Here is a 21,207-nt window from a genome sequence, read left to right as displayed (position 1 = left end):
TAAACAAATATTTAAGGGTTCCTTCGGGAGCCCTTTTTTGTTGATAGAACTGTTCATAACTGTAGGTAAATTCCGCTTAGCTCGAGGCTTCTTATTGTAATTTTAATAAACCTTACTGCCATGGATGATAGAGACCGCCATTTATTGGACATCAGACCTCAGATCCCTTCTGCCAGAATCCTAGATTCTATGAGTGCAGAAGAGTATTTTCAAAACAGCACCCTCCGCCCTATTGCCAAACTTCAGAACGAGCTCTTGCTAGATATGTTCAGAAACTATATCCGCAAGCATAAGAATGTTTTCTATGAGCTGTCTGTAGAGAAACGCTTGGATTATATAGAAAATGCCATCCACAAAGACATGAAGTTCAGAAATTCTTTAAAAGGGATGATCATCGGGCAATTCACTGTGGAGGAATACAGACTATATACCTTACATTCTAGCGCTTTGAACAAGCGCATGATGAACCTTGTAAAGGAACGCCTTAAAAGTCAGCTGCAGGTCTTAGAATATCAGTACGCGTACTAGGCTTCCTATTAAAATACTCAATGCAAAACTCATCAACGTACCAATTAGTACGTATTCGGTCTGTTTACGAGCGTTTCCAATCTTAGAATCACCAAAGCGTAAGATAGATTTAGCGCCTATCAAAAAACCGATAGCTCCAAAGTTATCTGTGAGAATTAGGGTAAAGATCAAAATACGCTCAAAGATCCCGATCACTCTACCTGCACTCTCTAAACTGCTCAAGGCCTCTTCTTCTGCGATTTCTTCCTGCCACTTCTTGGTTGCCTTTCCTATAATGAATCCCACGGGGAAGATCACTAGTAAATAACCCGTTGTAATTGCCAAAAAGTTCGGGCTAGTAAAGAATTCCTTTAGTACCTCAAATACCTCGACGTGCTCAGCATTCAAATACCACCAGGCCAATACCAGTACCAGCACGTGAAGGAACTGATCTATAAGAAACACCTTGAGGTTGTCTTCTTTTGCCCGTAGTTTCCAGAGATCGATAAAGAAATGAGTTACCGCAATGCCAATGGGCACCAAAAAACTCGTCCATTGTTGTAAGAGCAAGTAGGTCAACAGTCCTGCGAGAATAGCGTGAAAATACAAGAACCAAGACTTGGCCTTTAATTGCTGTTTATGGCTTACCCAAGCTTTGGTTTGAAAGACAAAGTCTGTTAGAACATGAGCCAACAACAACTGTAAAGCGATCAATAAGGAATCATTCATGGCAATGTGTTTTTATAAGACTTTCAAAACGCCGCAGCAAACCTTGGATCTCCTGCCAGCTAGCTGCCTTCTTTCTAAGATTTATAGCCGCCTGACTGCGATCTAGTTGGTCTGCGATCTCTTGTTCCTTATAGCCTTTTAATAGGTAGTACACTACCTCAGAAGATGCTACCGACCAGCGATCTGTGACATTGTCCAAGAAGGCAAAAGTAGTGTCGAACTCGGCGTTGATATCCGCATCGGCACACTGAAACTGGGTTTTTCTTCCTAAGGATTTCATACCATCCAAAAGTCTTCCAGAATATTGATAGGCCATTCCGTTAGCGGTATGTACCTCTTGCTGCGGAAATTCACCCTCCCCTACACCTATGGCTAGTCGCACATCGCCCATCGGGATCACAGCCTTAGAGATCATAGGGTCAATTTGAGCCTTGGTAACTGTAGCTTTTAATCGCAAGGCAATGCGCAGTGCCAAACTAGGTTCTTGCAGCACCACTTGAAAGCTATCTCCTCGAAACATATCAAAACGAACGGCTCCAGGGAACTCTTCAGTAAGCTTTGCAAATTCTTCCTGTAGTTCTTCTAAGATGAATTCTAGCTGCTTCTTCTTGTATTTGGTAGAGTCGATTAAATCGGCAGTAATTACAGCGATCATAATATTAATTTATAAGCTAAAATACTTATAATTTTTATATATAAGCCTTTTGACTTATTATTTATTTTTATAAGCTATATGACTTATAATAAAGATTCCCCGTTGAGGTCTGTGGTCAAGACCTCACTCATATAGTCGAAAAATGGTCGAAGCAACTCAAAATGATACAATACTTTTTCACCAAAATCAGGGGCTAAAACCTCCTTATCGGTAAAGGGATGCACGACAAAGAAAGCCTTATTCTTGATCAGATCGATATTGGGATGATCCTTGTTAAATCCCTTGGGAGCAGTTTTGACCTGATATTCGGTGTTGAAGCCTCCAAAGGCCTTTTTAAAATTCGGATCTGACAAGATAGTTCGAATCGGCTCCGCGTCGAACTCAAATTCCTTGCGAATACGCAATAGATCTGCCGGTTCTGGACCCCAAAAACCTCCTGCCATAGCAGACGCTCCGGGTTCTATCCGCAGATAATACCCGCCGCGTCTGTGAGCGCCTTCTCTACTAAAACTCACAGAACGATGCACATTATAAGGTGTCTTGTCCTTACTAAAACGAATGTCTCTATTGATCCTAAAAACCTTGGTTCGTTCTATAACGTCCTTGGTGTTAAGCCCATCGGTAAGATCTTGATAAAAAGCCTTTAACGCAGCCTCGTTGCGTTTGTACTCGGCCCTGTTGGCGTCCATCCATTCTTTATTGTTGTTGTGCTTGAGCGCCTTGAGAAACTCAAAACAGCTCTTTGGAATCTGGTTCATAAGGCTTTTTTTAAGCTTTCTAAAGATACGGAAATCCCGGGCTGTGGCTTACTTAAATTTGTAGTAACCACATTTGAGATAAGCGCCTTCAGGAAATCCGATCGGATGGTCGAGGTCGTGGGTGGTTTGCTTCCACAGCGTATAGGACACCCCTGCTTTAGCGAGTTGATCTGCAACCAGATCAAAGAAGGCTTGGGATCCAATACGCGAAGAACACGAAGCCATTACCAACATTCCTTTGGGTGCAACCAAACTCGCTCCAAGAGCTACCAAGCGCGCATATGCTTTCTTAGCTCGAGGAATTTCATCTTGTTTCTTGGCAAATGCAGGCGGATCTATAACCACCAGATCATAGCGTTTACCTGCCTCTTGTAAGTCTGTGAGAATTTCAAAAGCATCACCTTGTAAACATTGATGAATTCCACTATGCGGATTAGCCTGCGCATTCTCCTTGGCCAATTCCAAGGCTTGCGCACTGAGATCTACGCTGCTTACTTCTTTGGCTCCGCCCACCAATGCGTGCACAGAAAAACCTCCCGCGTAAGCGAAAACATCTAAAACAGTTTTCCCGTGAGCGAGGTCGCCCACTTGCTTCCTGTTGTGTCTGTGATCTAAAAAATAACCTGTTTTATGACCTTTTATAACATTGGCGTGAAAATTCAAGCCGTGTTCTTTAAAGACAACATTAGGATCTGCAAGCTCGCCCCACAACACGGTTCCGTCTTCGAATGTTTCAATATACCGATGCATATTGCGACTCAATCGAAGCACCACTGCCTTAGCTCCCGTCAGCTCGGCAAGGAATTCAGACATCCAATCTAAATGCTGGACCCAGATACCGCTATAGAGTTTAACAACAGCCACCGCCGCATACAGGTCAATGATAAGGCCTGGCAGCCCATCATTCTCTCCAAATGCCAAACGATAACCGTTAGTCTCTTTTTGTCTTAATGTTGCTCTATTCGTATATGCCAGCTGAATTCTATCCTTAAAAAAAGAAGCATCAATAGTTGCCGGACCTTGGTGCTGTAAGACCTTTATATTGATAGGAGATTCAAGGTCAAAATAGCCTAAGCCAATAAGCTTATCGGTATGATTGTCAAAGATGACCGCGAGGTCTCCAGTCCTAGGTTCTGGGCTGGCCTTGACAATAGATTCTTTAAAAAGCCAGGGATGTCCTTGTTTTAAGCTGCGCTGTCCGGCTTTGCTCAGTTTTACCGCGATGCGTTTCGATTTGAATTCCTGAGCCTCCAAAAGCAGTTAGGATTTCATTTTAGCGTACGGAAAGATCACGCCGCTGATAGTCCCCTTGCAAGCTACTTTACCATCTTCTTTATGCATGATCACCTCACACTTCAACTTGTTGAATCTGTAGTACACTAAAGTTGACTGTACACTTACCTTATCCCCTGGAAATACTGGAGTTTTAAAGTCGATATAGGTATCTGCAAGGGCGATACTCACATCTATGGGTTCTGGATCTACCATGCTAATGCGCGCTCCTGGGCGCTCCAAGTTGTACAGATAAATACCAAAGGAAACTACTCCAATCTGCGCCATACATTCTGTTAGTATAACCCCTGGTGTTATCGGGTATTCCGGAAAGTGTCCTTTGTAAAAATAGGAGTCCTCTGGAAAGGTATATTCACCTTTTGCCCCGTTGTCAGTGACTTCTAGTAACTTATCTACAAACAAGAAAGGAGCGCTGTAGGGTAAACAATCTTGTATTTCTTGTGGCGTCATGGCCATAGCTATAAATTTTTAGTAGGCCAAAAGTTTGTCAATGGCAGCAGTAAGTCGTTGTTGGGGTAAATAGTTCTTTTCTAAGGCAGCAGCAAAAGGAATTGGCGTCTCCAAACTCGCCACGCGCATGATTGGTCCGTCTAGATGTTCAAAACAATGTTCGGCGATCAAAGCAGCTATATCCGAAGCTATACCACCAAACATAGAATCTTCTTGCAATAGCAGTACTTTCCCTGTACGCTTTACAGAGGCATAGATAGCTTCTATATCCAATGGTTGTAAAGTGCGTAGATCTATAAGGTCTACAGATACTTCCGGACGTTTTTCGATCTCATCCAATGCCCAATGAACTCCCGCTCCATAGGTGATTATACTAATATCTGTTCCCGATTTGAGCTGCGCAGCCTTTCCGAGTGGTAAAGTGTAATAGTTTACAGGTACTTCTTGTCTTATGCTGCGATACAAGGCCTTGTGTTCAAAGAAAAGTACCGGGTTCGGGTCTTCTATAGCCGTAGCTAATAAGCCCTTGGCATCTGCCGGGAAGGCTGGGTAAACCACTTTTAGACCAGGTGTATGTGTAAACCAAGCTTCATTGGTCTGAGAATGAAAAGGTCCTGCGCCAACCCCAGCTCCACAAGGCATACGCACTACTACGTCTGCGGCTTGTCCCCAGCGGTAATGCGATTTAGCCAAATAGTTTACTATCGGATTAAAACCCGAGGTCACGAAGTCTGCAAATTGCATTTCCATGACTGACTTATAACCATTAATGGAAAGTCCCATGCTAGCAGAAACTATAGCCGATTCACAAATGGGAGTATTTCTTACACGAGCTTTACCAAACTTTTCAATAAAGCCTTCGGTGATCTTAAAAACACCGCCGTATTCTGCAACATCTTGCCCCATGATAACCAGATTATCATGGCGCTCCATGCTTTGCTTTAGACCTTCAGAGATCGCATCTACAAAACGGAGTTCTTGGGTGTTTTCTGATTTTTCAACTTCTTGGTATACAAATCTTTGATAAACATCACCCAACTCTTCACTTTCACTGGATTCTATTGCGTTCTCACCAAATGCAAGCTCCAAATTGTCATTTATTTCCTGTACTATGACAGATTTGTATTCCACCTCCATAGCCTCGGTAAGGACTCCTTCTTGTCTTAAATAGGCAGCGAAATTTTCTACCGGATCTTTAGCAGCCCATTGGTCCATAAGATCCTGTGGAACATATTTGGTACCACTAGCCTCTTCATGGCCTCGCATTCTAAAGGTCTTGAATTCTACCAAAACCGGCCGCGGATTAACGCGCATATCGTCGGTAATTGCCTTTAATTGGCTGTAAACTTCTACGACATTGTTTCCTTCTATAATATGCGACTCCATACCATAGCCCTTGCCTCTATCGGCCAAATGTTCGCAATTATACTGCTCTGATGTAGGGGTAGATAGTCCATAGCCGTTGTTCTCTATACAGAATAGCACTGGTAAACTCCACACAGAGGCCACGTTCAATGCTTCATGTATATCTCCTTCGCTAGTCCCCCCTTCGCCGGTGAACACAGCACAGATCTGATTATTCTTCTTAAGAAGATTCGCCAGCGATATTCCATCAGCAACACCAAATTGCGGCCCTAAATGGGAGATCATACCCACGATCTTGTATTGCTGTGTTCCAAAGTGAAAACTGCGATCACGGCCTTTAGTGAAACCATTGGCTTTACCCTGCCATTGAGAGAAAAGACGATTTAAAGGGATTTCTCTAGTGGTAAAAACGCCCAGGTTGCGGTGCATAGGCAGAATGTACTCCTCTTTATCTAAAACAGAGGCTACACCAACCGAAATGGCCTCTTGCCCAATGCCACTGAACCACTTGGAAATCTTGCCTTGACGCAACAAAATGAGCATTTTCTCTTCGATCATTCTAGGTTTGAGCATGCGCTGATAAAGCGTCAAAAGTGTCTCATTAGATAAAGCTGCCGTAGAATAATCGAATGGAATGGAATGCTCAGCCGTTGATTTCATAGGAAATTTCTTCTGGTCAAATGTAGAAAATTTAAGTCGATGCTGCACGACTACGGGTATTTATTTTACTTGTAAAAATACAGCTAGCAGATGCAGAAGACTTTAGAGCCGAACCCGCATTATTTGTAGGTTGAGTGGGATTTTTGATATATTTGCAATTACAATAAACCCACCGACATGAACAATATTCCAAGCGTTGATCTCGCCGATTTTTTGTCTGATGATCCATCTCGCAAACAGCGATTTGTAGATCAGATCGGAACTGCCTACGAGGAGATCGGATTCGTTTCCTTGAAGAATCACTTTTTGAAAGACGAATTGGTCGAAAAGCTGTACGAGCAAGTTAAGGCATTTTTCGCCCTCCCACTAGAAACCAAGCAACAGTATGAAATTGAAGGGCTTGGCGGACAGCGCGGCTATATCTCCTTTGGAAAAGAACACGCCAAAGGCAGAAAGAAGGGAGATTTGAAAGAGTTTTGGCACTTCGGACAAGAACCAGACGAGGATGCTAATCTGATAGAGGAATATCCTGAAAACGTGCATGTAAATGAATTGCCTGAGTTCAACTCAACTGGGATGGAAGCCTATCGCATGCTAGAAAAAACAGGGATCTATGTGCTCAGAGCTTTAGCCTTATACATCGGTGTGGACGAACACTATTTTGATCATTGGGCGAGTAATGGGAACAGTATATTAAGACCAATACATTATCCTCCAATCACTGAAGAACCCGATGGTGCCGTACGTGCGGGAGCTCATGGTGATATCAACTTGATCACCCTGTTAATGGGCGCTTCCACAGGAGGTTTACAGGTATTGCGCAAAGATGGAGAATGGATAGATGCTATCCCAAATGAAGACGAATTGGTGATCAACGTTGGAGATATGCTAGAAAGACACACCAACAACAAACTGCGGTCTACCATCCACCGTGTAGTGAATCCTCCTAAAGAACAATGGGACCAACCGCGGTATTCCATTCCGTTCTTTATGCACCCAAGAAGCGATATGCGTTTGGATTGTATGCCTGAATGTGTGGATGCGGATCATCCTAAAGCCTTTGACGATATTACCGCTGGTGAATTCTTGCATGAACGCTTGGTGGATATCGGTTTAATTAAGAAATAAATGGATCTTCAGGACCAATTAAAAAATCTCTTTCCGGATCATGTGCCGGAGCCGGAATCTTCGCCCAAAAGTTCGCCTAAGCCTGATTTTTGGATACAGGACGAACCATTATTGTGTAAGTATGAGAAGCGCCGTGGCAAACCTACCACTATCATTGCGGGTTATAATGGAGTTGCCTCCGACTTTAAGGAGTTAGCCAAACAGATCAAGCAATTGCTTAGCGTTGGTGGCGGTATTAAAGACGAACAGATCATTATCCAAGGGGATTATAGGGACAAGATCATGGAATTCTTAAAAGCACAGGGGTTTCAGGTAAAACGCGTAGGCGGTTAATACTACAGATTTATGAATATACCGGAATCCGAATTGGTTTTAAACCCAGATGGAAGCGTTTACCACTTGCATCTCAAACCTGAGGACATTGCCAATACCGTCATTACCGTGGGCGATCCTGCTCGAGTGGCAAAAGTATCGGCTCATTTTGACAGTATTCGCTTTAAAACCACCAAGAGAGAATTTGTAACCCATACCGGAACCTATAAAGGAAAAGAGATCACTGTGATCTCTACGGGAATAGGCACGGACAATATTGATATTGTACTGACGGAATTAGATGCCCTGGTTAATATTGACTTGCATAATCGTACGGCTAAAACCACACATACCAGTCTGGATATTATCCGCATAGGTACTTGTGGCGGCTTGCAAGAAGATGTGCCTTTGGATTCTTTAGTGGTTAGCGCCCATGCCATTGGCTTTGACAACTTTGTGTATTTCTACGAGCACAAGGGGCGTTTCAATACCGACCTTAGCAAGACCTTTATGAAGGCCTCTAAATGGGCTTCTCCCCTTTCTGATCCATATGCAGTAAGTGCCAATAGTACTTTGTTAGAAAAATTCACCGAAGTGGGCTTTTTACCGGGCATCACGGTTACCAATGTTGGTTTTTACGGACCTCAAGGACGTACCTTACGTATACCTCTAGCTCAGCCAGAACTCAATACTGCCATGAAGAACTTTAGTTTTCAAGGCAATAGGATTTTAAACCTGGAGATGGAAACTGCAGGAATCTACGCTATGGCAGATCTCTTGGGGCACAACGCACTTTCATTGAATGTCATTCTTGCCAATAGAGAATTAGGAACTTTCAGTAAGGATCCAGGGGCTGCTGTCGACAGATTGATAACCACTGCTTTAAACGAATTAGTGAAATGACGAATTTAATGATCGGAGGAGTGCCGGAACACTTTAACCTCCCATGGTATCTCACCTTGCGTGAAAAAGCCTACCATCCAAAAGGAATCAACTTGCGTTGGAAAGATTTTCCAGGAGGTACGGGCGCCATGTGTAAAGCTCTTCGCGACGGTAGTATTGATATGGCCGTTATACTTACCGAGGGTATTATTGCCGATATCGTTAAAGGGAATCCGTCTAAAATTGTACAGATCTTCGTCTCTTCTCCTTTGCGTTGGGGAATCCATGTTGCTGCGGATTCGGATTATAAGCAGATCGATGACCTCAAAGGCACCAAAGCAGCGATAAGCCGTTACGGGTCAGGATCTCACCTGATGGCCTATGTACACGCACAACAAGCAGGTTGGGATTTGGAAAAGGACTTGGATTTCGAACTAGTTAAAAACTTGAGTGGAGCTTTAGAAAAGCTACCCCAAGGTATAGGTGACTATTTCATGTGGGAAAAGTTTACCACCAAACCTTATGTAGACGATGGTACTTTTCGATTGGTAGGAGAATGCCCTACACCTTGGCCCTGTTTTGTGATCGCAGTGCGTGAGGATTTGCTGGAGAACCAACCGGAAATGGTGACAGATATTTTAGAGATCATCAACCGAACTACCTTTGAATTCAAGCAAATTCCTGCCATTGACAGAATGCTGGCCAACAGATACGATCAGAAACTGGAGGATATTCAACTTTGGCTTTCTCAAACCCAGTGGAGCCAGCAAAACTTGAGTCCTGAACAAGTAATAGCCGTGCAAGAGCAACTGCTGCATTTAGAACTGATTGAAAATTCTTTGGATCCCTCTAAAATTATTTTCGATTTAAACTACACATTTACAGTAGATTAAATTCCGTTTTTGCTGCAGTTAAATTTTTTTTTGATCTTTTTTAAGAATCTGCGCAACCCTTTTTGAGTTCCTGCATCTAATTAGGTACTAATTAACAATTAAGCATGACTTACTTCTTTATCATATTAGGCGGATTGCTTCTAACAAACTTCCTCCTGTTGCAGTTCTCTTGCAACGATTGCAGCGAAGTAGAAGTTCCAGAAGAAGAATAGACATCTTCTAAACTTACCATTGAATTGGAGCCGATCCCCGGGCCTCCAAATAGTCATTTGTTTTACTGAAATGTTTGTTTCCAAACCAATAACCGCGATTGGCACTCAGAGGCGAAGGGTGTCCGGTTTCTAATACCAAGTGTTTTTCTCGGTCTATTTTCTTGCCCTTCTTTTTGGCGTAGCCTCCCCAGAGTAAGAAAACCAATCCTTCTCTATCGCGATTCAGCGCTGCTATGGCAGCATCGGTAAATGATTCCCATCCTTTGTTCTGATGCGAGCCGGCTTGGTGGGCTCTCACGGTCAAAGTAGCATTTAGAAGCAAGACTCCTTGCTCGGCCCAATGTTTTAAACTCCCATGCTGCGGAGGGCTGACATTCAGATCGTCTTGCAGTTCTTTGTAAATATTGACCAAAGAAGGTGGCAACGCGACTCCCTGAGGAACTGAAAAGCACAATCCCTCTGCCTGTCCAGGACCGTGATAAGGGTCTTGACCTATAACAATCACTTTTACCTTATTAAAAGGGGTAGCATTAAAGGCATTAAAGATCAACTTTCCGGGCGGATAACAGCTGTAGTTCTTGTATTCAGATCGAACAAAAGCTATCAAAGACTCGAAATATTGTTTTTCAAACTCAGGTGCGAGCACCCCTTGCCAACTCGGTTCGATTTTTAGCTGCATAATCCGTATTTTTGTAGCCTTTTAAAACACGAATTTACAACTTAATATCAAGGTGGTTTCTATACCTAAAAAGACCTTAGAAGATCTGGAGTTTCCGCAATTGCTAACGCAAATTGCAGAAGGCTGCATTACCGCACCAGGTAAAGCAGCTGCAATTCAGTTACAGCCTTATAAGGGCAAAGCGGCTGCTTTGATCGCATTAGAACAGACCCGTGAATTCTTGGCCTCTTTAAGCGGAGACAACCGAATTCCCAACCACGATTTTGACGTGATCGACAAAGAACTCCACCTATTGGATATTGAGAACAGTCAGATCGAACTTGAAGGTTTTAGAAAGATAGCCGCTCAAATCGCTACCATAGATAGCTTACAGCGTTTTTTTGATAAGAATAAGGAGTTTTATGTGCAGCTCAACGATCAGGCTAGTCGTGTTGTTCTCTGTGTCCATTTAAAGACTGCAATAGATCAGGTGGTAGACCGACACGGTCTTATCAAGGACGATGCCTCCGAGCAACTCTTTGAGGTTCGCAAACGCCTGAAGCACGTTCGCGGACAGATCAGCAGCTCGTTCAACAGAGCCCTTACCGCCGCTATAAAAAGTGATTATTTGGACGAGATCCGAGAAAGTGTGGTAGAAGGTAAACGTGTTTTGGCTGTAAAGGCCATGCACCGCCGCAAGGTAATGGGAGTAGTGGTTGGTAGCTCAAAAACCGGCAGTATCGTTTACATGGAGCCCAGAGCTACCTTGGAATACGAGAATGAACTGAGCAATTTGCTCTACGAAGAGGCAGAAGCAATTAAGAAGATCTTAAAAGAACTTACGGACTTGCACCGACCATCATTAGAGGATCTGCGCAATGGACAGGCTTATTTGACCCAAATAGACGTGCTCTATGCCAAAGCTAAATACGCCTTGGCTATCAATGCGTGTATGCCTCGAATTGCAGATGACAAACAATTGATATTAAAGGATGCCTATCATCCGCTCTTGTTGGTCAGCAATGCCAAACGCAAAGAAAAAACGATTCCGCAGACCCTAAAATTAACCCAAGACCAAAGGATTATTGTGATCTCTGGGCCGAACGCAGGAGGTAAAAGTATTACCCTAAAAACAGTAGGTTTGCTTCAACTCATGCTGCAATCTGGGATCTTGGTGCCTGTAGATCCTAGCAGTAGCTTCGGATGGTTTGATCGCGTATTGAGCGACATTGGCGATAATCAGTCCATAGACAACCACTTAAGTACCTATAGCTATCGTCTTAAGCAGATGAACTACTTTTTAAAGAAGTGCAATGCCAAGACCTTGTTTTTAATAGACGAATTCGGAACAGGAAGTGACCCTGAGCTCGGTGGTGCGCTGGCAGAGACCTTTTTAGAAGAGTTTTACGAGCGCGAAGCCTTTGGCATAATCACTACCCATTACACCAACCTTAAACTGCTGGCCAGCGAATTGCCCCATGCGCTAAATGCCAATATGCAATTCGATCCTAAGTCTTTAGAGCCGCTCTTTACCCTATTCATTGGGGAAGCTGGAAGTTCCTATACCTTTGAGGTGGCACAAAAGAACGGTATTCCCTATGGCCTTATCAACAGAGCAAAAAAGAAGATCGCTGCCGGCAAGGTCCGTTTTGACAAGACTATTGCCAATCTGCAGAAGGAACGCTCTGTAATTCGAAAGACCACGGCCAGTTTAAAATCCGAAGCAGAAAAGGCTAAAGAAGAGACCCGCCAATTAGAAGAAGCCCAACAAAAGGTGCAGCAAAAACTGGAACGCTATCAGGAGCTTTTTGACAGCCAACAGCGCATGATTCAACTCGGCAAGAAAATAGACAGTATAGCTGCATCTTACGCCAACCACAAGCGCAAGCGCCAGCTTATAGACGAAGTTATGAAATTGGTCGCCGTGGAAAACGCCAAGCGCAAACCCCTTAAGAAAGCCAAAGCTCCAGCACAAAAAAAAGAAGAAAAGGCAAAAAAACATCAGCTTAAAGAAGAGGTAGAAAAGGAAATGGCGGTGATACGCAAGCGTAAAAAGCAAGAGAAAGCTCAGCAAAAGAAACAAGAAGCCGCCAAACCAAAAGTGCTGCCTAAGGTTGGAGATAGGGTCCGAATGATAGACGGAAAGGCCATAGGAACCCTAGATTCACTTGAAAAGGACACCGCTGTAGTGAATTACGGTATCTTTACGACTAAAGTAGCAGTGACGCAATTAGAAAAGGTATGAGCAATACAGCCACACATAAGATCATTCTCTTTGACGGGGTTTGCAACCTCTGTAATGGCGCTGTGACCTTTGTTATAAAACGCGATCCAAAAGATAATTTTCGCTTTGCAGCCTTGCAAAGTGACATTGGACAGGCCTTGGTGGCAGAGCACGGCATAGATACTTCAAAGGTGGATTCTATTATCTTGATAGAGAACAACAAGGTTTATAGTAAATCTGCAGCTGCTTTGCGCATTTCCAAATATATGAGTGGTGCTTACCCCCTGCTCTACGGATTTATGATCATTCCGAACTTTATTCGCAATTGGGTCTACGACTTTGTGGCACGTAACCGTTATAAGTGGTACGGTAAAAAAGAATCTTGCATGATCCCAACTCCAGAATTGAAGGCTAAATTTCTTTGATCCCTCACTAAGAAGCGAGGCAGCCTTATTCAAAAGCCTTGTTCAATCATTATGCCTTTTTGGGGCAATACTATCGGGCTAGTTTTGGTACGAACTAAAACGTATAGCCATGACAAGAATAGTACAATTACTCCTAGTATTTATTGCCTTTAGCGGATGGGCAACAGAGAACTATATCGTATTGACTATTTAGAAAAGAAAGAGCCCTCCGCATCATACAACACCTTAAAATTAAGGCAAGAACAAGTAGACAAGGCCATTAAACGCATTAACAACACCGTGGCTGGCTTTAACGAAGAACTCAAGATTCTAGGGAAGAATCAGATCATTCACGGAGATCAGAGCAATATCTCTATAGAACGAGTCAAAGAAATGACACTGTATTATAGAGACCGCACTACAGCGATCAAAAATGAACTGCTCAATTTAGAATTCGAGATCGATAGTTTAAAGCTGATCAAGGTGGATCTGTATAAGGAGATAACCGCTTTGCAAACCGAAAAGAACGAAAAACGCGGCGTCATAGAAATTATCATTGATGCTCCTAACGCTGCGCCTATTGACCTGAGTGTGAGTTATACGGTAGCTACTGCAGGTTGGTACCCAACCTATGATGTTAGAGCGACCAGCACGACCGCTCCTGTTAATATATTATACAAAGCCATAGGGGTAGCATTGATCATAGAAGATCGTATCCCTATCTCTCAGAATAAAGAGATCAAGGTAGAAGATCTTGAATTCGGCAATGGCCAATACAATGAACAGACCGGAATCATTCGTTGGGAAGTGCAATTAGCTCCTCATGGAACCGAACAAAAGAACTTTAGTTTTACTGTAAAACATCCGAAGCAACAAAGAATCAACCTATAAAAAAAGGCCCGCTAAGGGCCTTTTCTATTTTAAGTTCTGTAAGATAAAATCGATCTTAGTGTTGGTATTGTCGTTCTTTTCAAAGGCGTGATTTTCATACTTCGGAGCTAAGGCTATCCCTTCTTTTAGCCATAGGTCTATGAGCGATTTATGTTCCAGAGTCACCTTTCCGGTAAGCAAAGTGTTCATGTCTTCGCCTCGGTGGTAAAAATCATATACCTTTTTAAGGCCCGTTAAATACAGATAGTCCTTGGTGTAACCTCCTCCGCGATGCACTCGCAACGCAATTGAAAAGGCTTCGTCCTTATTGAGCTTGTACTGGGCGTGCAGCAAATCAAAAGTATCGCAAAAGTTATATCCTTTAAGTAAACTGTCTACCGCTAGTACGCGATACGCCAATTCTTTAAGGCGATACAAGGTAAGGCAATCACTCATATATTCGCTCATAACCGCAAGGCCTTCTTGAGTCTCTACATTGTTCGGAAAACCATTAAAGAACAACTGCACCGGTTGTCGCATTCCGTTAAAGGTGGTCACCATATGAACCCCTATCTCGTGATTGGCCAATACTTTTAGCTGATTGGCACTAAAACGATGATTTTTCTTTAAAACTAAGGTTTGGGTATTGTTCAGAACCATGGCTGCGGCACTGAGCTTGGTACTCAGTTTGATCTTGAACTTAAAATCGTAACGTTTGGTGAATTCTTTAAAATAGGCCTCCGCTTCTTCTACTCCATAAACCGGGAACATCTCATTGTTGTATGGTTCGTCCTCAAAGTGTAAGATAAAACGAGCGTTCTCAACATCACGTTGCGTTGGTGTTCCAAAACTTCTTAGCGAATTATAATAGAACTTCTTGCCCTGACCAATGGTCTCAATACACTTTATTAGGGCTGCGTATTCATCTATTACCTCTTTATAGAAACTATAGCTCGCCTGGTCTTCTATCTCGTCTATTTTAAGGGAATAGAGTTCTCGCTGCAATAAATGCGGGTCAAAATCGATCTTGCGATACCTAAAGTTGGGTTCTGTGCTAAAGCGATGTGCAAAGAACTGCCTTTTCTGATCTTCAATGTTTATAGGGTTCACATAGTTCAACAACTCTATTTTTCGCACCAAGTGGTGCAATTGCTGATCTATCTCAAATAACTTCGGATGGGTCTCTTTTAGGGAATCGATCATAAATTAACGCGAAAATTCATTGTAAAAGGCCGTAGCGTGGGCCTTTACGCGGTCTCTCATCTGCTCTTCGATCGCGTGTACTACCTCCGGAAAAATGATCTGTTTAAGCTCATCGCAGTAGATCTTCTTGTATTCCGTAGCCAGTACCAGAGTGTTGTCAAAATTTTGGGTGATGTATTTTAAGAAATAGCCGTTACCAAAAAAGGTGTCGTTGATCTTACTTGTGGTCTCTGCCACTCCTGGCAGGTCCAGCTCTGCTAAACTGGCTCGCCATGACTCCACATGGGCTCCAAAACGCTCATTGTCGATATTCTTGGTCCCTAGGTTGATCACAGGTACTTCTCTATCCCAGCGTTTCCAATTGTAGGAATGCATATCGTAAACAATAACACTTTTATTTTTTTTCTCCAGCTTCTGAATAAGGGCATGGACCACTTGATAAAAGCGACTGTGTTTGTCTAAGCTACGCTGCTTCATGGCCGGTGCTAAAGGCTGTCGCCAGAGCTGTTTGCCCCAGGCGTCGTCGTAGATAGCAACTTCCGGCGCTCGGTTCAGATCGTATTCAAAGCGCGAATCGCAACCTGCAATGATTATCGGATGACTAATCACCATATTCCTGGTCTCCGGATCTTCCTCGAACCAACGCTCGTATTCTGTGTGTAAACAGTGCTCCCAAAGTTCGTCTCGAAATTGATGCCCGTCATGTACGGCTCCGCAGACAAAAGGCACGTAATCGTCTATCTTTAGGGTAAAGGAATAATCATCAGCTACCGCATGAAATGGGCGCTCGGCCTTGATGTTGGCAATGATCTGTGCTACCGTAAGTCTTTCCATTATGCGTCATCAACGTGTTTGCGCAACTTGGTGCGACGTTCAAATGCTTTTACTCGCTCCAGTACTTTGTCTTCTACAAAGTCGATCACTTTTTCTTGAAGGCGGGTCTTGTATACTTTATTGATATAAGTAATTCCACCGGGAGACATCACGTTTACCTCTACCAGTTTACCGTTTATCACGTCAATACCAACAAAGTATAAGCCGTCTTTAACCAATTTTGGGCCAATTCTGCGGCAGAGTTCTTTTTCTTGCTTGGTCAAGGTGTGTTTTTGTACCGAGCCACCGGCGCTTACATTCGAGCGGTGATCTTCTTCTCCAGGAACACGCTTCATGGCGCCAATAGGGCGTCCGTTAAGCAATAGAATACGAACATCGCCTTGATCTGCCCCTTCTATATAATCCTGAAGGATCACATAGTTAGTTGTACCATCGTTGTTGTCTATATAGAAATCTAAAAGTGAATTGATACTTAGCATAGCGCGTTTCTCAATAAGGATCACTCCGGAGCCACCAAAACCATTTAAGGGTTTAAGGATCATCTTCTCTGGCCCTTCTTTAATGATCTTTTTGAGATATTCTTTGTTCTTGGTCACATGCGTGCGCGGAATGATCTCATTGTTCTCATCTTCAAATACAGCCGTGTACAATTTGTTGTTTGCTCTGCGGATTCCGTCCAGATCGTTCATAATGAATACGTCATCTTTGACCGAATCCAAGAAGTTCAACATGATCATGTCCAAAGGTGGATTAGACCGAAGTATAATGACGTCGAAACCGGCCAGGGGCAGCATCTCTTCGTAGAGCTCTGTCTTGGCGTGAAAAGACTTTAGATTCTTAGCAACCTTATCCGGACGTTTTATACAGCGACAAAAAGCATAAGCAACACTGTCGCGTATGGTTAGATTGGCCGGTGTAGTCATTGCCGTACCGTGGCCTCTGCGAACAAATTCGTGAATAAGGGATAGTGTTGTATCGTTTTCTGGGTCCATTTCCTCCCAGGGATACATGATAAAACATACATTCATAATGGCTGGCGATTGAAGTTTATCGAACTTTTTTGCAATTTACACTGTAATGTTATAAAAATTAAATTAGGGACCTATGAATTTTTAATGGCAATCGTACTTTTACAAAAAACACACTTTATGGATACTGAAAAGATTATAGAACAGCTTAGTGAATTAGCCACCCAATACGGCATAAAAGTTATTGGGGCTATTGTCATATGGATCGTCGGATCCTGGATCATCAAGAGATTGCTCAAGGTGGCCAAGAAAGCCATGAACAAGTCCAGTTACGAGGAAAGTCTTCAGAAGTTCTTGTTGAATCTCTGCGGATGGATCCTAAAAGTATTACTCATCCTGGCCATTTTAGCAAACCTAGGGATTGAAACCACTTCCTTTGCCGCGGTTCTAGCTGCTGCAGGTTTAGCCATTGGTATGGCGCTTCAAGGCTCGCTATCCAACTTTGCAGGTGGAGTGATGATCATGATCTTTAAGCCGTTTAAAGTAGGAGATCTAATTGAAGGGCAAGGAGAATTAGGTGTTGTAAAAGAGATCGAGATCTTTACAACTAAATTAACCTCCCCAGAAAACAAGTTGATTATCCTTCCTAATGGAGCATTATCCAATGGTAATATTATCAACTACTCTGCTCAAGGAACGCTTCAAGTCCGTCACACTATCGGAGTTTCTTACGACTCAGACATTAAACAAACCAAAGATGTTTTGATGAAAGTACTTACGGACCAAGCAGAAGTATTGAGTGACCCTGCCCCTACTGTGGATGTTAGTGAATTGGCCGACAGTTCTGTAAATTTTGCCGTTAGACCTTGGGTAAAAACAGAAGATTACTGGACCGTATATTTCAACACCTTGGAAAATGCCAAGTTAGCCCTAGATGCTGCCGGTATTGAAATTCCTTACCCACATCAAGTGGAAATTCAGAAATAGAGAACCTCTGAATAATAAAAATCAAAAGGGCCTTGCCGGCCCTTTTTTTAATTACATCTTACCACAATATTATCTACCGAGATATATTCTGAACCAGACCAGTTCTGAGCTCTAATACGGATCACTAGAGCTGTACCCGTTAAACCCGATAAGGTAGTTGAGAAATTTACCAAGCTACCATCACTGGCAAAGGTCTCGTCGAACACAAAGGTATGGTTTGGCGTACCCACTAGCGAGAAGCTAGGCACTTCTACAAAGGCAGCTCCGTCTATGGAATATTCGATATCTAAGTAGTCCGAATTGTCGAATCCGCAGTTATAATCGCCACTATGTGCAGTGGTATCATATTCAAAATCTCCTCTACCGCTAACATCAAACCCAATTACAATATCAGTATAACCAGTTATGTCTATAGTGGCCGTTTCGAATTGAAACACCCCGTTGGTATCGCGCATCTCTAAAGCTCCTCCGGTCACTAGGCCGTAATCGCTTGCATCCACCAATGTGCCGGGTAAAGCAGGAGTTGAAGACCCAAAGCTGTCAAAACTGGTTAAAGTCCATTTGGTAACACTTGCCGGATAATCTCCATTGGTCGAAGAGGCACCAGTAACTCCGGAATTTTCCGCATAAGAATTAAAATCCTCCTCGAACAAGATATCTGAACAGCTGGCCACAGTTTGACAGCTAATACTGCGCCACAGGTGTTGCACACCATCATAAATATCCCAGCAGTGCTTGCCTGTTATCGGGTCACTTACGTATACCATAAGGCCATCATCGGATGCATCCGCAGTGCTTACCGGTATACTGGCTTGTTGCGCCTCTGTCACTACAGGCATTAAAAATCCGCCGTAGTTCAAGGTCTTTAAATTCTGAGATTCCAAATGTAAAACGGCCGCAGTGTTTGGAACCGTTGTTCCTATTGCTACTTGACCAAAGGCATTTAGTCCAAAAAGAAGCGATAAGGCTATTGCTAACTTGGAAATCATACTAATTGATGGTTTGGAAAGTATTGATACTTCCAAAAGTACTGCTAGCGGGTGAAGACCATGTAAAATCACTGTACTGACTTCCTGTACCCCTTAACTGTAAAGAATCGGGCAGCCGTTGAGCCGCTCTCTGCAACGCCGACATCAACTGAAGTCATGCCGCTTGCTGCTCCATCGGTCGCAGTGAAAGAGCCTTCATAGCTCAAAAACTGAATCACCGCACCAGAAGGGTTTACTAAGGCGAAGCCATCTGGTTCGTTTTGTAGTGTGGAAGTAAATGCAAGTGTTCCGAAACCACTGCCTTCATCGGGTATGGTTCCGCTAAGACTTATGGTTGCGTAGACAATACCACCTGATCCGTTGTATAGCAATACAGACCAACCGCTTAGATCAAAACCAGCCTCCCCGGCGATCTCGACAGCTTCATTGGTGTCGGCGCCATTATTGTCATAGTGGAATTCATTGATCCAAGGATCTGCAGCTATGATCGGCATGCAGTAAACATCATCCCAAACCGAATTCACGCCATCCCAGATCTGGACACAGCGCGTACCGCCATCAATTAGATAAATCATTAAACCATCGTCTGCTGCTCCGGCAGCGATTGCTGCCCGCTGTGTAAGGTCTACGCGAGGAATAAGAGTCCTCCGTAATTGATGCCGTCCGCACTGCTATTTATATCCAATACCGCGGCATCACTGGGAGAAGTTGTGTTTATTCCAACCTGAGCCGTGATTAAGCTCCAGTTTGTGAGGATGAATAAACACAAAAGAATCATCTTTTGCATTGTTAATCAAATCGGATACCCTGCAAAATAATAAAGTACTGACAACAATTAAGTTATCTGTAAATTAAGTTATCAAGAATTTATAAAAGTGTTGAAAGAAATCTGAATATGACCTTATTTTACTTCTTCGTAGTGGTCGTCCCAATCTTTTGGTTTGGGCTTGCCCAGCTTCCCTACAGATTTAGCAACTAACATAGAAACTGTGGCATCTCCGGTAACGTTCACAACGGTTCTACACATGTCAAGTGGTCTGTCTACGGCAAAGATCAAAGCCAAAGCTATAGGCATCATTTCTGCCGGGAAACCAACCGCTTCTAAGACAATTACCAACATAACCATTCCGGCACCAGGCACCGCTGCAGAACCAATAGAGGCCAAAAGTGCGGTTAAGACTATAGTCAATTGATTGCTAAAAATCAGCCCTTCTGGCCAAAGTACTTGCATAATAAATACCGCAGCAACTGCCTGATACAAGCTGGTTCCATCCATATTTATAGTTGCTCCTACTGGTAGCACAAAACTCGATACCTCTTTATCTACTCCAATGTGCTCTTCAACACGCTCCATCGTAACTGGTAAGGTGGCAGCACTTGAACTTGTAGAAAATGCTAACAATTGCGCAGGACTAATCTGTTTTAAGAACCACAACGGATTCTTTTTGGCAATAAAAGCTACCAATACCATATAGAAACAGATCATTAGAAGTAAGCCAGCCACAACAACACCAGCGTAGTAAAGTAATCGTTTCAGTATCTCCGGATCGTCTGCGGTGACAACTACCTGAGCTAAAAGTGCAAATACAGCAACAGGAGCCGAAAGCATAATAAGATCAACCATTTTTAAGACCACATCATTCAAAGAATCGAAGAGATCTTTTAAAGGTTTGGCAGCTTTCTCACCTATCAAGAGCATAGATATACCGAACAAAATGGTAAAAAAGATCACCTGCAACATGAGTCCGTTATCGCTAAAGGCCTTGAAAGCATTGTCGGGCACCATTTCTACCAAGAATTGTAAAGGGCCACGGTCTTTGCCCGCTTCTTGGATCTTGGAAGTAACGCCTGAGTTTTCTGCATAAGTCTCTGAGAGTTTCGCTACCGTTTCTTCAGATATACCATCGCCAGGTTGGGCTAAATTTACAAGTACCAACCCTATAGATATGGCAATAACTGTGGTTAGGATATAAGTAACTATGGTTCGCAAACCAATATTTCTAAACTTGGAAATATCCTTTAGGTCAGAGATTCCTTTGATCAGAGAAGCCAAGATCAACGGTATAGCGATCAATTTCAACAGCTTTACAAAGATAGTTCCGAAGGGATTGATCCAATCGCCAACAAACTCCTTACCTCCGGTGACCCCGGTCATGATAAATCCGAAGATAATTCCTAGAAGCATCCCGATAAGGATCTTCCAATGTAAAGCCATTTTTTTCATCT

General features: G+C 43.1%; 23 protein-coding genes. 9 read left to right on the top strand and 14 right to left on the bottom strand.

Going from position 1 to position 21,207, the window contains the following annotated elements:
* Positions 1-120 precede the first annotated feature (120 nt).
* On the top strand, positions 121-528 hold the full coding sequence (locus AC0J2F_RS00775; protein WP_473008145.1) for a glyoxalase: 408 nt from the start codon (positions 121-123) through the stop codon (positions 526-528).
* Here AC0J2F_RS00775 and AC0J2F_RS00770 read toward each other — a convergent pair.
* The 6 genes from AC0J2F_RS00770 to AC0J2F_RS00745 all read right to left on the bottom strand — a co-directional run bounded on the left by AC0J2F_RS00770 (position 505) and on the right by AC0J2F_RS00745 (position 6,417).
* A complete protein-coding gene (locus AC0J2F_RS00770) occupies positions 505-1,236 on the bottom strand; it encodes a DUF3307 domain-containing protein (protein ID WP_473008144.1) in 732 nt (243 codons plus the stop codon). The two genes, AC0J2F_RS00775 and AC0J2F_RS00770, sit on opposite strands and share 24 nt — an antisense overlap.
* On the bottom strand, positions 1,229-1,891 hold the full coding sequence (locus AC0J2F_RS00765) for a hypothetical protein (protein ID WP_473008143.1): 663 nt from the start codon (positions 1,889-1,891) through the stop codon (positions 1,229-1,231). The genes AC0J2F_RS00770 and AC0J2F_RS00765 overlap by 8 nt, the downstream gene beginning before the upstream one ends.
* Before the next feature lie 83 nt (positions 1,892-1,974).
* Positions 1,975-2,649: a DUF2461 domain-containing protein gene (locus AC0J2F_RS00760; protein WP_473008142.1), complete on the bottom strand. Its 675-nt coding sequence runs from the start codon at positions 2,647-2,649 to the stop codon at positions 1,975-1,977.
* A gap of 48 nt (positions 2,650-2,697) precedes the next feature.
* Positions 2,698-3,903 (bottom strand): class I SAM-dependent rRNA methyltransferase, encoded by a 1,206-nt coding sequence (locus tag AC0J2F_RS00755; protein ID WP_473008141.1) that lies wholly within the window; start codon positions 3,901-3,903, stop codon positions 2,698-2,700.
* Between the two features lie 6 nt (positions 3,904-3,909).
* Positions 3,910-4,398, bottom strand: coding sequence for a 3-hydroxyacyl-ACP dehydratase FabZ family protein (locus AC0J2F_RS00750; RefSeq protein ID WP_473008140.1), 489 nt, complete (start codon positions 4,396-4,398; stop codon positions 3,910-3,912).
* 12 nt (positions 4,399-4,410) lie between these two features.
* Positions 4,411-6,417, bottom strand: a complete 2,007-nt coding sequence (locus AC0J2F_RS00745) for an alpha-ketoacid dehydrogenase subunit alpha/beta (RefSeq protein ID WP_473008139.1) — start codon at positions 6,415-6,417, stop codon at positions 4,411-4,413.
* A gap of 177 nt (positions 6,418-6,594) precedes the next feature.
* Here AC0J2F_RS00745 and AC0J2F_RS00740 point away from each other — a divergent pair, with 177 nt between their 5' ends.
* Genes AC0J2F_RS00740 through AC0J2F_RS00725 form a run of 4 tightly spaced genes read left to right on the top strand, consistent with a single transcriptional unit; the run spans position 6,595 to position 9,632 of the window.
* Positions 6,595-7,545: an isopenicillin N synthase family dioxygenase gene (locus AC0J2F_RS00740; protein ID WP_473008138.1), complete on the top strand. Its 951-nt coding sequence runs from the start codon at positions 6,595-6,597 to the stop codon at positions 7,543-7,545.
* Complete coding sequence (locus AC0J2F_RS00735; RefSeq protein WP_473008137.1) at positions 7,546-7,878, top strand: translation initiation factor; 333 nt, start codon at positions 7,546-7,548, stop codon at positions 7,876-7,878.
* A gap of 12 nt (positions 7,879-7,890) precedes the next feature.
* Positions 7,891-8,760 carry a nucleoside phosphorylase gene (locus tag AC0J2F_RS00730; protein WP_473008136.1) on the top strand — a complete coding sequence of 290 codons (870 nt, stop codon included), beginning with the start codon at positions 7,891-7,893 and terminating at the stop codon, positions 8,758-8,760.
* Positions 8,757-9,632 carry a substrate-binding domain-containing protein gene (locus tag AC0J2F_RS00725; RefSeq protein WP_473008135.1) on the top strand — a complete coding sequence of 292 codons (876 nt, stop codon included), beginning with the start codon at positions 8,757-8,759 and terminating at the stop codon, positions 9,630-9,632. The genes AC0J2F_RS00730 and AC0J2F_RS00725 overlap by 4 nt, the downstream gene beginning before the upstream one ends.
* 225 nt (positions 9,633-9,857) lie before the next feature.
* Here the strand turns inward: AC0J2F_RS00725 and ung are convergent, their stop codons facing one another.
* Positions 9,858-10,523, bottom strand: a complete 666-nt coding sequence (ung, locus tag AC0J2F_RS00720; protein ID WP_473008134.1) for a uracil-DNA glycosylase — start codon at positions 10,521-10,523, stop codon at positions 9,858-9,860.
* A 52-nt stretch (positions 10,524-10,575) separates the two neighbouring features.
* On the opposite strand from ung, the gene AC0J2F_RS00715 reads away from it, so the two are divergent.
* The 3 genes from AC0J2F_RS00715 (at position 10,576) to AC0J2F_RS00705 (ending at position 14,021) form a co-directional block, all read left to right on the top strand.
* On the top strand, positions 10,576-12,747 hold the full coding sequence (locus AC0J2F_RS00715; protein ID WP_473008133.1) for an endonuclease MutS2: 2,172 nt from the start codon (positions 10,576-10,578) through the stop codon (positions 12,745-12,747).
* The gene (locus AC0J2F_RS00710; protein WP_473008132.1) at positions 12,744-13,151 is read left to right on the top strand and encodes a thiol-disulfide oxidoreductase DCC family protein; all 408 of its coding nucleotides are present in this window, start codon (positions 12,744-12,746) and stop codon (positions 13,149-13,151) included. Before AC0J2F_RS00715 ends, AC0J2F_RS00710 begins: the two co-directional genes overlap by 4 nt.
* Positions 13,152-13,307: 156 nt before the next feature.
* Positions 13,308-14,021: a DUF4139 domain-containing protein gene (locus AC0J2F_RS00705; RefSeq protein WP_473008131.1), complete on the top strand. Its 714-nt coding sequence runs from the start codon at positions 13,308-13,310 to the stop codon at positions 14,019-14,021.
* A 24-nt stretch (positions 14,022-14,045) separates the two neighbouring features.
* On the opposite strand, the gene AC0J2F_RS00700 is transcribed toward AC0J2F_RS00705, so the two are convergent.
* From AC0J2F_RS00700 to gshB, 3 genes are read right to left on the bottom strand one after another with little or no spacing between them, the layout of a single operon-like run.
* Complete coding sequence (locus AC0J2F_RS00700) at positions 14,046-15,203, bottom strand: flavohemoglobin expression-modulating QEGLA motif protein (RefSeq protein ID WP_473008130.1); 1,158 nt, start codon at positions 15,201-15,203, stop codon at positions 14,046-14,048.
* Between the two features lie 3 nt (positions 15,204-15,206).
* Positions 15,207-16,037, bottom strand: coding sequence for an N-formylglutamate amidohydrolase (locus AC0J2F_RS00695; RefSeq protein WP_473008129.1), 831 nt, complete (start codon positions 16,035-16,037; stop codon positions 15,207-15,209).
* Positions 16,037-17,065: a glutathione synthase gene (gene gshB, locus AC0J2F_RS00690; RefSeq protein WP_473008128.1), complete on the bottom strand. Its 1,029-nt coding sequence runs from the start codon at positions 17,063-17,065 to the stop codon at positions 16,037-16,039. Before gshB ends, AC0J2F_RS00695 begins: the two co-directional genes overlap by 1 nt.
* 120 nt (positions 17,066-17,185) lie before the next feature.
* Here gshB and AC0J2F_RS00685 point away from each other — a divergent pair, with 120 nt between their 5' ends.
* On the top strand, positions 17,186-17,992 hold the full coding sequence (locus AC0J2F_RS00685) for a mechanosensitive ion channel family protein (protein ID WP_473008127.1): 807 nt from the start codon (positions 17,186-17,188) through the stop codon (positions 17,990-17,992).
* Positions 17,993-18,039: 47 nt separating this feature from the next.
* Here AC0J2F_RS00685 and AC0J2F_RS00680 read toward each other — a convergent pair whose 3' ends face one another.
* The 4 genes from AC0J2F_RS00680 to AC0J2F_RS00665 all read right to left on the bottom strand — a co-directional run bounded on the left by AC0J2F_RS00680 (position 18,040) and on the right by AC0J2F_RS00665 (position 21,205).
* Positions 18,040-18,981: a hypothetical protein gene (locus AC0J2F_RS00680; RefSeq protein ID WP_473008126.1), complete on the bottom strand. Its 942-nt coding sequence runs from the start codon at positions 18,979-18,981 to the stop codon at positions 18,040-18,042.
* A gap of 68 nt (positions 18,982-19,049) precedes the next feature.
* A complete protein-coding gene (locus tag AC0J2F_RS00675) occupies positions 19,050-19,556 on the bottom strand; it encodes a hypothetical protein (RefSeq protein ID WP_473008125.1) in 507 nt (168 codons plus the stop codon).
* Positions 19,557-19,606: 50 nt separating this feature from the next.
* Positions 19,607-19,768, bottom strand: coding sequence for a hypothetical protein (locus AC0J2F_RS00670; protein ID WP_473008124.1), 162 nt, complete (start codon positions 19,766-19,768; stop codon positions 19,607-19,609).
* A gap of 114 nt (positions 19,769-19,882) precedes the next feature.
* The gene (locus AC0J2F_RS00665; RefSeq protein WP_473008123.1) at positions 19,883-21,205 is read right to left on the bottom strand and encodes a dicarboxylate/amino acid:cation symporter; all 1,323 of its coding nucleotides are present in this window, start codon (positions 21,203-21,205) and stop codon (positions 19,883-19,885) included.
* Positions 21,206-21,207: the final 2 nt, after the last annotated feature.

This window comes from Gilvibacter sp. CC01 (genome assembly GCF_055755295.1).
The sequence above is the reverse complement of the archived record's forward strand: the minus strand, read 5'-3'. Positions and strand labels throughout refer to the sequence as shown.

Excerpts from the sequence above, each read along its gene's own strand:
- AC0J2F_RS00775 (WP_473008145.1), top strand. The coding sequence starts at position 121 with ATGGATGATAGAGACCGCCATTTATTGGACATCAGACCTCAGATCCCT.
- AC0J2F_RS00770 (WP_473008144.1), bottom strand. The coding sequence starts at position 1,236 with ATGAATGATTCCTTATTGATCGCTTTACAGTTGTTGTTGGCTCATGTT.
- AC0J2F_RS00765 (WP_473008143.1), bottom strand. The coding sequence starts at position 1,891 with ATGATCGCTGTAATTACTGCCGATTTAATCGACTCTACCAAATACAAG.
- AC0J2F_RS00760 (WP_473008142.1), bottom strand. The coding sequence starts at position 2,649 with ATGAACCAGATTCCAAAGAGCTGTTTTGAGTTTCTCAAGGCGCTCAAG.
- AC0J2F_RS00750 (WP_473008140.1), bottom strand. The coding sequence starts at position 4,398 with ATGGCCATGACGCCACAAGAAATACAAGATTGTTTACCCTACAGCGCT.
- AC0J2F_RS00745 (WP_473008139.1), bottom strand. The coding sequence starts at position 6,417 with ATGAAATCAACGGCTGAGCATTCCATTCCATTCGATTATTCTACGGCA.
- AC0J2F_RS00740 (WP_473008138.1), top strand. The coding sequence starts at position 6,595 with ATGAACAATATTCCAAGCGTTGATCTCGCCGATTTTTTGTCTGATGAT.
- AC0J2F_RS00735 (WP_473008137.1), top strand. The coding sequence starts at position 7,546 with ATGGATCTTCAGGACCAATTAAAAAATCTCTTTCCGGATCATGTGCCG.
- AC0J2F_RS00730 (WP_473008136.1), top strand. The coding sequence starts at position 7,891 with ATGAATATACCGGAATCCGAATTGGTTTTAAACCCAGATGGAAGCGTT.
- AC0J2F_RS00725 (WP_473008135.1), top strand. The coding sequence starts at position 8,757 with ATGACGAATTTAATGATCGGAGGAGTGCCGGAACACTTTAACCTCCCA.
- ung (WP_473008134.1), bottom strand. The coding sequence starts at position 10,523 with ATGCAGCTAAAAATCGAACCGAGTTGGCAAGGGGTGCTCGCACCTGAG.
- AC0J2F_RS00710 (WP_473008132.1), top strand. The coding sequence starts at position 12,744 with ATGAGCAATACAGCCACACATAAGATCATTCTCTTTGACGGGGTTTGC.
- AC0J2F_RS00705 (WP_473008131.1), top strand. The coding sequence starts at position 13,308 with ATGGGCAACAGAGAACTATATCGTATTGACTATTTAGAAAAGAAAGAG.
- AC0J2F_RS00700 (WP_473008130.1), bottom strand. The coding sequence starts at position 15,203 with ATGATCGATTCCCTAAAAGAGACCCATCCGAAGTTATTTGAGATAGAT.
- AC0J2F_RS00695 (WP_473008129.1), bottom strand. The coding sequence starts at position 16,037 with ATGGAAAGACTTACGGTAGCACAGATCATTGCCAACATCAAGGCCGAG.
- gshB (WP_473008128.1), bottom strand. The coding sequence starts at position 17,065 with ATGAATGTATGTTTTATCATGTATCCCTGGGAGGAAATGGACCCAGAA.
- AC0J2F_RS00685 (WP_473008127.1), top strand. The coding sequence starts at position 17,186 with ATGGATACTGAAAAGATTATAGAACAGCTTAGTGAATTAGCCACCCAA.
- AC0J2F_RS00680 (WP_473008126.1), bottom strand. The coding sequence starts at position 18,981 with ATGATTTCCAAGTTAGCAATAGCCTTATCGCTTCTTTTTGGACTAAAT.
- AC0J2F_RS00675 (WP_473008125.1), bottom strand. The coding sequence starts at position 19,556 with ATGATTTATCTAATTGATGGCGGTACGCGCTGTGTCCAGATCTGGGAT.
- AC0J2F_RS00670 (WP_473008124.1), bottom strand. The coding sequence starts at position 19,768 with ATGCAAAAGATGATTCTTTTGTGTTTATTCATCCTCACAAACTGGAGC.
- AC0J2F_RS00665 (WP_473008123.1), bottom strand. The coding sequence starts at position 21,205 with ATGAAAAAAATGGCTTTACATTGGAAGATCCTTATCGGGATGCTTCTA.